This is a genomic window from Actinomadura sp. NPDC049753 (assembly GCF_040674655.1).
Lineage (GTDB): Bacteria > Actinomycetota > Actinomycetes > Streptosporangiales > Streptosporangiaceae > Spirillospora > Spirillospora verrucosospora.
Map to the genome: position 1 here is coordinate 1 of NZ_JBFARL010000241.1, position 11122 is coordinate 11122.

Genomic DNA, 11122 nt, shown 5'->3' on the forward strand with positions numbered 1-11122 from the left:
CGCGTCCCCCGCGGCGGTGGGCGTGGTGGGCGGCCCCCCCGGGGGGGTGCGGGCCGCGGGCGGGTCAGCGGGCGGGGAGGATCCGGCCGGTGACCTCTCCGAAGCCGATGCGGGCGCCGGAGGGGCCGGGGGCGGAGGCGGTGATCGAGACCTCGTCGCCGTCCTCCAGGAAGGCGCGCGGCTCGCCGTTGACCGTCACGGGCTCCTTGCCGCCCCACGTGAGCTCGATGAAGGCGCCGCGCTGGTCCTTGTCCGGGCCCGAGACCGTCCCGGAGGCGAACAGGTCGCCGGTGCGGGAGGAGGCGCCGTTCACCGTCATGTGCGCGAGCATCTGGGCGGGCGACCAGTACATCTCCCGGTAGGGCGGGCGGGAGACGACCTGCCCGTTCCAGGAGACGGCGAGGTCGAGGTCCAGACCCCACGGGTTCTTCTCGCGCAGGTAGGGCAGCGGCTCGGGGTCCTGCGGCGGCGTGGCGACGCGGGCGGCCTCCAGGGCGAGGAGCGGGACGACCCAGTGGGACACCGACGTCGCGAAGCTCTTCCCCAGGAACGGGCCGAGCGGGACGTACTCCCACGCCTGGATGTCGCGGGCCGACCAGTCGTTGACCAGGACGACGCCGAACACCCGCTCGTCGAAGTCGTCGGCGCTCACCGGGTCGCCCAGCGCCGAGCCGGTGCCGACCACGAAGCCGACCTCGGCCTCGATGTCCAGGCGGCGGCTCTCCCCGAACGTGGGCGCCGTCTCGCCTTTGCGCTGCCCGCTCGGGCGCACGATCGGCGTCCCGGACGGGACGACCGTCCCGGCGCGGCCGTGGTACCCGACCGGCAGGTGCTTCCAGTTCGGCATGAGCGGCTCGGAGTCAGGGCGGAACAGCCGGCCGAGGTTGGACGCGTGGTGCTCGGAGGCGTAGAAGTCCACGTAGTCGGCGACCTCGAACGGCATGTGCAGGGTCACCGCGTCGAGGGGGTGGACGGCCCCGTCCGGGACGTCCTCGGACACCAGGTCGAGGACCTGCTCGCGGACCTCGACCCAGCGCGCGTGGCCCTGGGCCATGAAGGGGTTCAGCGACGGCGCGGCGAAGACGCCGTCGCCGAGGCCGGCGGCGAGGTCCACGACGGAGTCGGCCACGCGGACGCCCACGCGGGGCGCGGCGCCCGGGGTCGAGAACACGCCGTAGGGGAGGTTGGCGAGCCCGAAGAGGGAGTCTCCGGGGATCGCGATGCGGGTCATCGGGAGTTCTCCAGGAGTGCGGACCCGAGCAGTCCGAGGTCCGCGAGTTCGGTCAGGGGGTCGGTGATGCTGCACGTCCCGAAGGACAGGAAGCGGGCGCGGGCCGCGGCGGTGCGCGCCTCGCCGAGCCCCGCCACGCGGGCGGCGACCGCCGGCGCGTCGCGGTCGGCCAGGACGGCGGCGAGCTCCGCGTGCGGGCGGCCGCGCAGGGCGGCGTCGGTCGCGAGCAGCAGGTTCAGGAAGCCGTGCTGGTGGAACCCGGTCTCGGGGTCGGTGTTGCGGACCGGATGGTGCAGACCGGCCGTCGCCTTGAACGGCACGCCCGCCTCCACGACCGACGTGACGGCGGCGGCGAGCTCGTCCGTGTCCGGGTACAGGTGGGCCTTCACCCCGCCGGTGCGGAACTTCGCGCGGTCGCCGCGCGCGGCGACCGCCTCGATGAACGCGGGACGCCGCTCGTCGCGGGGGATCTCGACGTACACGGGTACGCCGGGGCGGCCGAGCACGCGGAAGAACTCCTCCGGGCCCATGCCGGGCGGGACGGCGACCTCCAGCCCGCGTACCTCGACGGGCAGGTCGGCGGCGACGCCCACCGCCTTCGCGGCCTCGCACGGGCCGTTCGGCGCGGTGACCGACACGTCGAGCGGCTCGCCGTCGAGCAGCGGGTACAGGGCGTCGAGCGCGCCGGCGGGCAGCACCAGCGGACCGACGAGGCCGGCGTAGGCGGCGGCGCGGTGGTCGCGGTGCGCCGGGACGGCGTCGGCGAGCGGCGCGAGCCCCGGCGGGAAGACGGCGGCGTCGTCGCACAGGCCCACCGCGAACGGGGGGATCACCGCCGCCCCGCCCAGGTCCAGGCGTACGCCTCGTCCTCGCAGGCCAGACCGCCTTCGCCCAGTTCGAGCGGGCGGAAGGTGTCGACCATGACGGCCAGCTCGTCGAAGAACTCGACGCCGATGCTGCGCTCGTACGCGCCGGGCTGCGGGCCGTGCGCGAGGCCGCCCGGGTGCACCGAGACCGAGCCCTGCCCGATGCCGGAGCCCTTGCGCGCCTCGTAGTCGCCGCCGCAGTAGAACATGATCTCGTCGGAGTCGACGTTCGAGTGGTAGTAGGGCACCGGGATCGACAGCGGGTGGTAGTCCACCTTGCGCGGCACGAAGTTGCACACGACGAAGTTGTGGCCCTCGAACACCTGGTGGACGGGCGGCGGCTGGTGGACGCGGCCGGTGATCGGCTCGAAGTCGTGGACGCTGAACGTGAACGGGTACAGGCAGCCGTCCCAGCCGACGACGTCGAACGGGTGGCGCGCGTAGGTCAGCCGGGTGCCGGAGATGCCGCGCGACGTGCGGTGCTTGACGAGGACCTCGACGTCGGCGCCGTCGGCCTGGAGGGGCTCGCCGGGGCCGTGCAGGTCGCGCTCGCAGTACGGGGCGTGCTCCAGGAACTGGCCGTAGCGCGACAGGTAGCGCTTCGGCGGCGCGACGTGGCCGGTGGCCTCGATCGCGTACGCGCGCAGCGGCTGGTCGCCGGTCGGCAGCCACCGGTGCGTGGTCGAGGTCGGGATGACGACGTAGTCGCCCTGCTTCGCCTCCACCGCCCCGAAGATCGTCTCGACCGTCGCGGTGCCGGACTCGATGTAGACGATCTCGTCGCCGGTCGCGTTGCGGTACAGCGGCGAGTCCGCGGCGGACACGACGTAGGAGAGCCGGACGTCGCCGTTGCCGAGGATGAGCCGGCGGCCGGTGACGACGTCGGTCTCGGACCACGTCTCCTTGGGGAACAGCTCGTGCAGCTTCAGGTGGCGCGGCCGCAGCGGATGGTTGGGCGTCGTGGTCTGGTCGGGGACGTCCCAGACCCGCGAGTCGACGATCGCGGACGGGATCTCCCGGTGGTACAGCAGTGACGAGTCGGAGGAGAAGCCCTCCTCGCCCATCAGCTCCTCGAAGTAGAGCCGCTCCTCGCCGCCCCCGTGGCCGCTGTGGCGGTGCTGGGTGTGGCGCTTCGGCGGCACGTGGCCGACCCGGCGGTAGTGGGCCATCCTCCATCGCCTCCGATGATTAACGCATTAACTACTTTCTGCCGACCCTACGGCTGTTCTCCCTCCGAAAGGAAGGCCTAATCGGCGGCCCCGGTCAGCTGCGCTCGCGGACGTCGAACGAGCCGCGTCCCGCGATGAGCTTGTCCAGCAGCATGACGAGCATCCGCTGCTCGGTCTCGGTGAGCACGTCCGCCCACTGCCGCTCGCGCTCGTTCTGCCCGGCGAAGATCTCCAGCATGGCCTCCTGCCCCCGCTCGGTCAGCGCGAGGATCACCGACCGGCCGTCCCGCTCGCCCCGGGTGCGCGCGAGCATCCCGTCCGCGACGAGCGTCTTGCTCAGGTTGGAGACGGCGGCCCTGCTCATCCCGGCCAGCGTGGCGGCCCGGCCGGGCTCCAGCGGCCCGGCGAGCCAGGTCACGAACAGCAGCCGGAACGCCGACCAGGAGTGGCCGCGCGGCCGGTGCACCGTGGACTCCAGGTCGTAGGTGACGATCGCCGACGCCCGGTTCAGCGTCAGCAGCAGCCGCGTCGCCAGCCGGTGCCGGAACCCGAACTCCTCCGAGAGCCGCCGTTCCGCGAGATCGACGAACGACCAGAAGTCCAGCTCCGCCCGGTCGTCGGTGCTCATGTCCGCATGCTCGTCCATCCGCTCGCAGTCCCGCCGATCTAGTTCATGCTTTGACTATTTAACCCCGGTGGGGCCCGGGGTGTCAGCCGTAGTCCGGTGTCAGCCGTGAGCCAGGGGGCATTGCATGGCGGGGGAGACGTAGCGGGGGACACAGCGGGGGAGATGGCGAATGGCGACCGTCGCCGACCAGTTCATCGAGGTGCTGCGGCAGGCCGGGGTCCGGCGGATCTACGGGGTGGTGGGCGACAGCCTCAACCCGGTCGTGGACGCCGTGCGCCGGACGCGCGGGATCGACTGGGTGCACGTCCGCAACGAGGAGGCGGGCGCGTTCGCGGCGGCGGCCGAGGCGCAGACCACGGGACGGCTCGCCGTGTGCGCCGGCAGTTGCGGCCCCGGCAACACCCACCTCGTCCAGGGCCTGTACGACGCGCACCGGTCGGGGGCGCCGGTGCTGGCGCTGGCGTCGCAGATCCCGAGCGTGCAGATCGGCAGCGGCTACTTCCAGGAGACCCACCCCGAGCGGCTGTTCGTCGACTGCAGCCACTTCTGCGAGCCGATCATCACCCCGGAGCAGATGCCGCGGCTCCTGCGGACCGCCATCCAGCACGCGATCGGGCTCGGCGGCGTCTCCGTGCTGACGCTGCCCGGGGACGTCGCGGGCCGTGACACGGCCGAACCGACCGGCGAGCACGACTTCCTCGTCCGCAAGGGGGTCGTCCGCCCGCCGGCCGACCAGGTCGAGCAGCTCGCCGGCGCGCTCAACCGGGCGCGGAAGGTGATGCTGTTCTGCGGCTCCGGCGTCCGGGACGCCCACTCCGAGGTGATCGAGCTGGCGCACCGGCTGCTCTCGCCGGTCGGCCACGCGCTGCGCGGCAAGGAGTGGATCCAGTACGACAACCCGTTCGACGTGGGCATGAGCGGCCTGCTCGGCTACGGCGCCTGCTACGAGGCGATGCAGGCCGCCGACCTCGTCGTCCTGCTCGGCACCGACTTCCCCTACGATCCGTTCCTGCCGGGCAGGAACACCGTCCAGGTGGACGACGACCCGTCCAAGCCGGGCCGCCGGACCCCGCTCGACCTCGCGGTCCACGGGGACGTCGGGGAGACGATCCGGCTCGTCCTGGACAAGGTGGAGCAGAAGCACGACCGCTCCTACCTCGACGAGATGCTGCACCGCCACGCGCGGGCGCTGGAGAACGTGGTCTCCGCCTACACCCGCGACATCGACCGGCACATCCCGATCCACCCCGAGTACGTCGCCGGCGTCCTGGACGACCTCGCCGACGACGACGCGATCTTCACCGTGGACACGGGGATGTGCAACGTCTGGGCCGCCCGCTACATCACCCCGAACGGGCGCCGCCGCGTGATGGGCTCGTTCGTCCACGGCTCCATGGCCAACGCGCTCCCGCACGCCGTCGGCGCCCAGTTCGGCGCGCCCGGACGCCAGGTGATCTCGATCTCCGGCGACGGCGGTCTCGGCATGCTGCTCGGCGAGCTGCTCACCGTGAGGCTGCACCGCGTCCCCGTGAAGATCATCCTGTTCGACAACGCGTCGCTCGGCATGGTGAAGCTGGAGATGATGGTGGACGGCCTGCCGTCCTACGAGACCGACCACGAGCCCGTCGACTACGCGGCGATCGCCGAGGCGGCCGGGATCGAGTCGGCGCGGGTGGAGCGCCCGTCCGACGTCCGCACGGTGATGGAGCGGGCGCTCGCCTCGCCCGGCCCCTACCTGGTGGACGTCGTGACCGACCCGAACGCCCTGTCCATCCCGCCGCGCATCACGCCGCAGCAGGTGAAGGGCTTCGCGCTGTCGGCCGGCAAGACCGTCCTCGCCGGCGGCGTCGGCAGGATGCTCGACCTGGCCCGCAGCAACCTGCGCAACATCCCCCGCCCCTGAGGGGCCGGACGGTCAGCGGAACTCGCGGGCCATCTCGGTGAGGGTCTCGGCGGCGACCTCGGCGAGGGGGCGGACGGGCTGCTCGTCGATCCAGGCCACGGACGCGACGCGCAGCGCGGTCATGAAGGCGCCGGCCATGACGCGGGCGCGCAGGCGGGGGAGGCCGTCCCGGGAGGCGATCAGGTCGGCGAGGGCCCGCTCGAACTCGGCGTAGCTGGCGAGCTGCCGCCCGAGGACGGACGGATGCTTGCGGGCGAGGCGCGTCTGCGCCGCCCACTGGGGGTCCAGGTCGCCGGCCTCCGCGTGCAGGGCGTCCAGCGAGGCGCGCAGCGCCGTCCATGACGACTCGCCGGCCGGGCGGGCCGCGAAGGTCGCGAGCACGGCGTTCATCCGCTGCTCGTCGCCGTAGAGGAGGGCGTCCTCCTTGCCGGCGAAGTAGTTGGAGAAGGTGCGGCGGGACACGCCCGCCGCGTCGGCGATGGCCTCGACGGTGACCTCGTCCAGGCCGTGCTCGACGGCGAGCCGCATCGCGGCCTCGTGCAGGGCGCGGCGCGTCGCCTCCTTCTTGCGTTCGCGCAGCCCACCGGTGGTCTCCATGGTGGCCCCAAGCCTAGCGGGCAAAAACCTGCCCAGTGCGAAATTTTGCGCAGTGGGAATAAAGTGTCCGGGCCGGGGGTTGATCCCGTCGTTCCCGTCCCAGGACAGGCCCACTTCACCCGGAGGCGTTCCTTGACCGAGCAGGTCCCCGCGAGATCGGCCCCGATGTCGCACCGCCAGATCCTCGAAGCGCTCAGCGGCCTGCTGCTGGTGCTGTTCGTGGCGATGCTGAGCAGCACCGTCGTGTCCACCGCGCTGCCGCAGATCATCGGCGCCCTCAAGGGCAGCCAGTCGCAGTACACCTGGGTCGTCACCGCGACCCTGCTCGTGTCGACCGCCAGCACCCCGATCTGGGGAAAGCTGGCCGACCTCTACGACAAGAAGACGCTGCTCCAGGCGGGCGTCGGCATCTTCGTCCTGGCGTCGGTGGCGTCCGGGTTCGCGCAGAGCACCGCGCAGCTCATCGCGTTCCGCGCGGTGCAGGGCCTCGGCGTCGGCGCGCTGCAGATCCTCGTCCAGATCATCATGGCGGCGATGATCAGCCCGCGGGACCGGGGCCGCTACTACGGCTACCTCGGCGGCGTGATGGCCGTCGCGACGGTCGGCGGCCCGCTGCTCGGCGGCCTCATCGTCGACTCCGCGCTCGGCTGGCGCTGGTGCTTCTTCATCGGCGTGCCGTTCGCGGTCGTGGCCTTCGGGCTGCTGCAGAAGACCCTGCGGCTCCCGCGCGTCCGCCGGCCCGACGTCAAGATCGACTACCTGGGCGCGACGCTCATCGCCGCCGGGGTCAGCGTGCTGCTGATCTGGGTCACCTTCGTCGGCGAGAACTTCGCCTGGCTGTCGTGGCAGACGGCCGCGATGGCCGGCTCCGGCGTGGTGCTGCTCGCCGCGGCCGTGTGGGCCGAGTCCCGCGCCGCGGAGCCGGTCGTCCCGCTGGACATCGTGGCGCGCCGCAACACCGCGCTCGCGATCACGGCCAGCCTGGCCGTCGGCATGGCGATGTTCGGCGGCGCCGTCTTCCTCGGCCAGTACTTCCAGATCGGGCGCGGCTACAGCCCGACCAAGGCGGGCCTGCTCACGTTCCCGATGATGCTCGGCGTGTTCGGCGCGTCCACCGTGGCCGGGCGCCTCGCCAGCAAGACCGGCAGGGTCAAGCCCTACATCGTCTTCGGGACGATCGTGCTGACCGCCGGGTTCGGGCTGCTCGCCACCATCGACCACCAGACCTCGCTCGTCTTCATCGGCGCCGCGATGTTCCTGGTCGGCGCCGGGGTCGGCATGACGATGCAGAACCTCGTCCTCGTCGTGCAGAACTCGGTGCCCCTGCACGAGATCGGCGCCGCGAGCGGGACCGTCACGTTCTTCCGCTCCCTCGGCGGGACGGTCGGCGTCTCGGTGCTCGGCGCCGTCCTGGCGAACCAGGTCGCGGACCGGATCGCCGACGGGCTGCGCAGGCTCGGCGTGAACCCGGGCGCGGGCGGCGGCGACGCGGGCACCCTCGACATCGGCGCGTTCCCCGCGCCCGTCCAGGAGGTCGTCCGGGCAGCCTACGGCGACGCCACCGGCCACATCTTCCTCATCTCCGCGGCGATCGCGATCGTCGGCATCGTCGCGGCGGCGTTCCTCAAGCCGGTGACGCTGCGCGACAGCCTCGACCTCGGCGGCTCGCCGGAACCCACGAAGGGGGACGTCCCCGTCCCCGCCGCGGAGGGCCGCGCGTTGTCAGGCTCCTGACAAAAGCCCGGCCGAAGAGCTGGGCCGAGTCAGAAGAGGACGCGAGCCTCCGTCCGTACGGTCGGTACCCCCAACCCCGTACCCGGAGGCGGCAGATGAGCGGACGATCGGAGTTCGGGCGCCGCGCGGAGTCGGCCAGGCGCGCGGAGTTGGCCAGGCGCGCGGTGTCGGTCGGCCGGGCGGGCGGGATGTTCGCCCGCAGCGGCCTGTGGCGTCCCGGACCGCCGCTGCGGGTCGCCCGCCAGCTCGGCGCCCTGCGCCGCTGGGGCACCCTGCTCGGCGGGACGCTCGCCTCCGCCGCCGCCCGCGACCCCGGCGCCGTCGCGATCGTCGACGACGCCGGGGAGCTGACCTACGGCGAGGTCGACGCCCGCACCGACCGGCTCGCCGCCGCCCTGTCCGCGTCCGCCCCCGGCTCCGGCTCCGGCTCCCCGCCCCGCGTGGCCGTCCTGTGCCGCAACCACCGCGGCATGGTCGAGGCGCTCGTCGCGTGCAGCAAGCGCGGCTCCGACATCGTCCTGCTGAACACCGGCATGAGCACCGAGCAGCTCGTGACCGTCCTCCGCCAGCAGAAGGTCGAGGTGGTGATCGCCGACGCGGAGTTCACCGGCTTCATCGCGGCCGTGCCCAGGACCGTGCGGGTGGTCACCGCGGGCGGGACGGGCTCGGAGCTGGAGAACCTCATCGTCACGACGCCCGCCGCGCCGATCGGCCCTCCGGCCAGGGCGGGCCGGACGATCGTGCTGAGCTCCGGCACGACCGGCCGCCCCAAGGGCGCCGACCGGCACTCCCGGCCGGGGCTGTCGCCGCTGGCGTCGATCCTGTCCCGCATCCCCTGCCGCGTGCACGAGCGGATGTTCATCGAGGCGCCGCTGTTCCACACCTGGGGCTACGCGATGCTCCAGATCGCGGTCTCGCTGCGCGCCACGATCGTCCTGCGGGCCAGGTTCGACCCCGAGGAGACCCTCCGCACGATCGACCGGACCCGCGCGACCGCGCTGGTCGCCGTCCCGGTCATGCTGCAGCGCGTCCTGGACCTGCCGGAGGCCGCGCGCCGCGGGCACGACACGTCCTCGCTGCGGATCGCGGCCGTCAGCGGCTCGGCGCTGCCCGCGACGCTCGCCACCGCCTTCATGGACGAGTTCGGCGACGTCCTCTACAACCTGTACGGGTCGACGGAGGCGTCCTGGGTGACGATCGCCACCCCCGCCGACCTGCGCGCCCGTCCCGATACCGCGGGCACGCCGCCGCCGGGGACGCGGGTCGCCGTCCTGGACGACGAGGGCGCGCCCGTCCCGCCCGGCGCCACGGGACGCATCTTCGCCGCGAACGAGCTGCTGTTCGCCGGCTACACCGGCGGCGGCACCAAGGAGATGCGCGACGGCCTGATGAGCCTCGGCGACGTCGGCCACCTCGACGAGCACGGCCGGCTCTTCGTGCACGGCCGCGACGACGACATGATCGTCTCGGGCGGGGAGAACGTCTTCCCCGGCGCGATCGAGGAGGTGCTGGAGAAGCTTCCGCAGGTGCGGGAGGTCGCCGTGGTCGGCGTCCCGGACGAGGAGTTCGGCCAGCGCGCCGCCGCGTTCGTCGTCCTGCACGAGGGCGAGGCCCTGGACGGCGACGCCGTCCGCGCCCAGGTCCGCGACCACCTGGCCCGCTACGCGGTCCCGCGCGACGTCCACTTCCTGGACGCCCTGCCCCGCAACCCCACCGGCAAGGTCCTTCGCCGAGCCCTCCCCACCTGACCCCGACCGGTTGCCCGAGCTGTGTGAGGGGTCATGCTGCGCCGGGGCGGGGGGCGAGCCGGGCGGGCGGCGGCGGGGGTGTGCGTCGGCAGGGCTCGCGTCAGACGGTGGCGGCCGGGTGGCGGCCGTCGATGACGAACCAGAGGCGGGTGCGGTGCGGGGTCTGGTCCAGGCCCCATTCGTCGGCCAGGGCGTCGATGACGGTGAGGCCGCGGCCGTGGTCGAGGCGGGGCGGGCCGTTCGGGTCGGCCTGGGCGGGGCCGTCGTCGGACACCTCGACGCGGAGCCGCCGGCCGTCGGTGGCGATCGTGACGCTGATGAGGCCGGAGCCGTGCAGGATGGCGTTGGCGACGCCCTCGGCGGTCATCAGCTCGACGTCGTCGAGGAGCGTCTCGTCCGCGAGGACCTTCGCGGCGCGCTCGCGAACGGCGCGGCGGGCGCGGCGGCCGCCGTCGCCCTCCCCGGTGAAGCCGATCGGTTCGCCGAGCCGTTCCATCCCCTCGGTCACTTCATCACCACACTCGGTTCGGGAAGCGTTCCCGCAATCATTCATCTGCGCTGAGTGACCGGGCGACGCTACGGACGCTTTGATCTCGGCCTTTCCGGGGCAGGTCGGCCTTAGGTGGCGGAGCTTACGGCAGGACTCGCCGCTCCAAGCGCACATCATGAAAAACATCTCCGCCGCGTGGGGCACTACTCACCCGGGCGCACAAAACCGGGAACTTCTCCGTCTTCCAGCGAGAATCACCGCACACCTTCCTCATGTCACGCTGGGGCTCCACCCCTGGGAGGAACGCCATGCACGCGGTCGTCCTCGCCTGCGCTGCGCAGGCCGTCTACATCGTCGCCTACGTCCTGTTCAAGACGGCCGCGGGGCGGATGAGCCCGCTCTCGGGCCGCCGTCCGCTGCACGCCGCCGGACTTCTCGTGCGAAGCCCGCGCTGGCTCGCCGGTCTCGCGGTGCTGATGGCGGGCTTCGGACTCTCCGCCACGGCGCTGGCCGCGCTGCCCGTCGCCGCGACGCTGCCCGCCTACGGGCTCGGTCTCGTCCTGCTGCTGGCCGTCGGGATGAGCGGCTTCGGCGAGCGGCCGACCTCGCGCGAGTGGCTCGCCGTCCTCATCACGGTCGCCGCGATGGTCGCCGCGGCGCTGTCGGTGCTGGGCCACGGCGGAGCGTGCCCGAGGACGACGAGCACCGCACCCGGATGTACTCCGAGCACCTCTACTGCCCCTACGACGACCTGTC

The 11122-nt window shown here is 72.9% G+C and carries 9 protein-coding genes and 1 pseudogene; 4 read left to right on the top strand and 6 right to left on the bottom strand.

The features are described 5' to 3' along the window. Positions 1 to 64: 64 nt before the first annotated feature. The 4 genes from fahA to AB0K37_RS36490 form a co-directional block, all read right to left on the bottom strand. Positions 65 to 1231 carry a fumarylacetoacetase gene (gene fahA, locus AB0K37_RS36475; RefSeq protein WP_363989173.1) on the bottom strand — a complete coding sequence of 389 codons (1167 nt, stop codon included), beginning with the start codon at positions 1229 to 1231 and terminating at the stop codon, positions 65 to 67. Further along, on the bottom strand, positions 1228 to 2064 hold the full coding sequence (locus AB0K37_RS36480; protein WP_363989175.1) for a hypothetical protein: 837 nt from the start codon (positions 2062 to 2064) through the stop codon (positions 1228 to 1230). The genes fahA and AB0K37_RS36480 overlap by 4 nt, the downstream gene beginning before the upstream one ends. Beyond that, positions 2061 to 3266 carry a cupin domain-containing protein gene (locus AB0K37_RS36485; RefSeq protein WP_363989178.1) on the bottom strand — a complete coding sequence of 402 codons (1206 nt, stop codon included), beginning with the start codon at positions 3264 to 3266 and terminating at the stop codon, positions 2061 to 2063. The genes AB0K37_RS36480 and AB0K37_RS36485 overlap by 4 nt, the downstream gene beginning before the upstream one ends. Before the next feature lie 94 nt (positions 3267 to 3360). Continuing rightward, positions 3361 to 3894, bottom strand: a complete 534-nt coding sequence (locus AB0K37_RS36490) for a MarR family transcriptional regulator (RefSeq protein WP_363989181.1) — start codon at positions 3892 to 3894, stop codon at positions 3361 to 3363. A 169-nt stretch (positions 3895 to 4063) separates the two neighbouring features. Here AB0K37_RS36490 and AB0K37_RS36495 point away from each other — a divergent pair, with 169 nt between their 5' ends. Continuing rightward, positions 4064 to 5797 carry a pyruvate dehydrogenase gene (locus tag AB0K37_RS36495; protein WP_363989183.1) on the top strand — a complete coding sequence of 578 codons (1734 nt, stop codon included), beginning with the start codon at positions 4064 to 4066 and terminating at the stop codon, positions 5795 to 5797. A 12-nt stretch (positions 5798 to 5809) separates the two neighbouring features. Here AB0K37_RS36495 and AB0K37_RS36500 read toward each other — a convergent pair whose 3' ends face one another. Continuing rightward, a complete protein-coding gene (locus AB0K37_RS36500) occupies positions 5810 to 6394 on the bottom strand; it encodes a helix-turn-helix domain-containing protein (RefSeq protein ID WP_363989184.1) in 585 nt (194 codons plus the stop codon). Positions 6395 to 6559: 165 nt separating this feature from the next. On the opposite strand from AB0K37_RS36500, the gene AB0K37_RS36505 reads away from it, so the two are divergent. Both AB0K37_RS36505 and AB0K37_RS36510 read left to right on the top strand, forming a co-directional pair. Continuing rightward, positions 6560 to 8128 carry an MDR family MFS transporter gene (locus tag AB0K37_RS36505; RefSeq protein ID WP_363989193.1) on the top strand — a complete coding sequence of 523 codons (1569 nt, stop codon included), beginning with the start codon at positions 6560 to 6562 and terminating at the stop codon, positions 8126 to 8128. Positions 8129 to 8223: 95 nt separating this feature from the next. Continuing rightward, on the top strand, positions 8224 to 9876 hold the full coding sequence (locus tag AB0K37_RS36510) for an AMP-binding protein (RefSeq protein WP_363989187.1): 1653 nt from the start codon (positions 8224 to 8226) through the stop codon (positions 9874 to 9876). 100 nt (positions 9877 to 9976) lie between these two features. Here the strand turns inward: AB0K37_RS36510 and AB0K37_RS36515 are convergent, their stop codons facing one another. Beyond that, on the bottom strand, positions 9977 to 10384 hold the full coding sequence (locus AB0K37_RS36515; RefSeq protein ID WP_363989190.1) for an ATP-binding protein: 408 nt from the start codon (positions 10382 to 10384) through the stop codon (positions 9977 to 9979). 290 nt (positions 10385 to 10674) lie between these two features. Here AB0K37_RS36515 and AB0K37_RS36520 point away from each other — a divergent pair. Then, positions 10675 to 11122, top strand: a pseudogene (locus tag AB0K37_RS36520) (hypothetical protein); the annotation flags it as partial.

Bases quoted from the DNA above. Each gene is read 5' to 3' on its own strand.
- fahA (WP_363989173.1), bottom strand. From the start codon at position 1,231: ATGACCCGCATCGCGATCCCCGGAGACTCCCTCTTCGGGCTCGCCAAC.
- AB0K37_RS36485 (WP_363989178.1), bottom strand. From the start codon at position 3,266: ATGGCCCACTACCGCCGGGTCGGCCACGTGCCGCCGAAGCGCCACACC.
- AB0K37_RS36490 (WP_363989181.1), bottom strand. From the start codon at position 3,894: ATGAGCACCGACGACCGGGCGGAGCTGGACTTCTGGTCGTTCGTCGAT.
- AB0K37_RS36495 (WP_363989183.1), top strand. From the start codon at position 4,064: ATGGCGACCGTCGCCGACCAGTTCATCGAGGTGCTGCGGCAGGCCGGG.
- AB0K37_RS36500 (WP_363989184.1), bottom strand. From the start codon at position 6,394: ATGGAGACCACCGGTGGGCTGCGCGAACGCAAGAAGGAGGCGACGCGC.
- AB0K37_RS36505 (WP_363989193.1), top strand. From the start codon at position 6,560: ATGTCGCACCGCCAGATCCTCGAAGCGCTCAGCGGCCTGCTGCTGGTG.
- AB0K37_RS36510 (WP_363989187.1), top strand. From the start codon at position 8,224: ATGAGCGGACGATCGGAGTTCGGGCGCCGCGCGGAGTCGGCCAGGCGC.